The following is a 1,520-nucleotide window of genomic DNA, read 5'->3' as shown; positions in this document are numbered from 1 at the left end:
TCACCGTGAAGATTATGGATGGCTGTTTGGTGCTTATTCCTGACAGCGATGATACTCGCAGCATCAAGCAACAGTACCAGCGCCAGCAGGATCAGCTCAGTGAGATTAAGCTCCGAATGCGGGAATTGATTGGGGATTATCAGGCAGGATAAAACAGAGTAATTAATTGTCCGGCAAGCTAATTAGCCGGACAATTAAAATTTAATAACCGGAAGAGTATTACATCGTTCCGGTATTATAAAATTAAATTTCCAACTTATATAAAACTGATAAAAAATCAGTAAATGTATGACTTATGAGATGAACATTACTCATATCAGGCAATTCACCTTCATCTGCTTCAAATTCATGATCCCAGAAAAACACACCAGGATTATCGTTTGATAAAGAAATCAATATCAAATTACCACCTGGATCATGAGCTATAGGCAAAAAATCAAGAGGAATTCTATCCTTATAGTCAATAAAATAATTTCTGAGATCATGATGTTTCTCACACCCTAAACTTAGAAATCGATCAACAGATGAGCCATCTTCTTCATCATTTAAAAAGAGAAAAGCATCAGGATCAGGATAGCCCCCATTATATTTTTTTAGAAAATTACGATAGTCATTTGGAAGAGAGTTTCCTATCTCATTTTCAAAATTAGTAACTGCGCTTTCATCAATTGGTCCTTTAAAATCAATAATATTGGCAACCATAATTTATTTTCCCTTTGGACATTTTCTCGTTGCTACTCCACCGGTATGTTTCACTTTGCTATGTATATCTGTTGGGATTAGCTGCATATAACCTGAATCATGGTGATGATGCCAGGTATATCCGGTTGGTCGAGGATTACTTCTGCTATATCCTGCGGCTGCATCTGCCCTAGCAAAATCAACTGTTCGGGTTTTTCCAAGCTCAATTCTTACGTTCTTAATAGAATATCGAGAAAAATCTGGAAACCCTGAATGGGTAAATGGCACACCATGTGGATATTTATTTCTTATTTCAACTGGTAACTCACTTGCTGGATATATTTTCCCAGCATGCTTGCTATTAATTGGTAAGCGGCCTTTCACCTTTCTGACCATACTCCCAACTATACCAAGACCAGATAAACCCAGCGGATCTATGAATCCCGTCGGATTTCCAACGTATGAATATAGATTTTCTCCCCCCAATAACCCAATAGGGTCGGGCGTCAGGTACATGCTAGCAACAGGCGAGTAATACCTGTGCCGATTATAGACCAGCCCGCTCTCTTCATCGAGAAATTGGCCTGCGAACTTGAGCCCCGGATTCAGTTCCGCATTTTCACCCAGCACACCCAAACGCAAACCATACAGGCTCTGCGGCGGCTGGCGCCAGACCCGGTGCCCGGCGGCATCAAACAACGCCAGTGGCTCGCCCGTTGGGGCGCACACCGCGTACTGGGTCTGGATTTTGCCGGCGAGCACTTCGCTGCGGTTTTCCGGGTTCGGCGTGAAAAACTGCACCTGCTGGGCCAGCAACTGCCAGCCGTCAAAAACAAGGT

Annotated in this window: 2 protein-coding genes and 1 pseudogene; 1 reads left to right on the top strand and 2 read right to left on the bottom strand. The window is 42.7% G+C overall.

Going from position 1 to position 1,520, the window contains the following annotated elements; translation table 11 throughout:
• Positions 1-152: pseudogene (locus NXS07_RS19945) on the top strand (SymE family type I addiction module toxin); the annotation flags it as partial.
• Positions 153-243: 91 nt separating this feature from the next.
• Here the strand turns inward: NXS07_RS19945 and NXS07_RS19940 are convergent.
• Positions 244-702 (bottom strand): SMI1/KNR4 family protein, encoded by a 459-nt coding sequence (locus tag NXS07_RS19940; RefSeq protein ID WP_258087499.1) that lies wholly within the window; start codon positions 700-702, stop codon positions 244-246.
• Positions 703-705: 3 nt separating this feature from the next.
• On the bottom strand, positions 706-1,520 hold an 815-nt coding region (locus NXS07_RS21635; protein ID WP_308686640.1), incomplete at its 5' end, for an RHS repeat-associated core domain-containing protein.

Origin of the sequence: Xenorhabdus bovienii (genome assembly GCF_024721015.1) — a bacterium.
In the GTDB taxonomy this organism is placed as follows: Bacteria; Pseudomonadota; Gammaproteobacteria; order Enterobacterales; family Enterobacteriaceae; genus Xenorhabdus; species Xenorhabdus bovienii.
Note: the sequence above shows the minus strand (reverse complement) of the source record. Positions and strands in the feature narration are given on the sequence as shown.

What these genes read in the sequence shown, in the direction of transcription:
- NXS07_RS19940 (WP_258087499.1), bottom strand. Translation starts at nt 702, where the DNA reads ATGGTTGCCAATATTATTGATTTTAAAGGACCAATTGATGAAAGCGCA.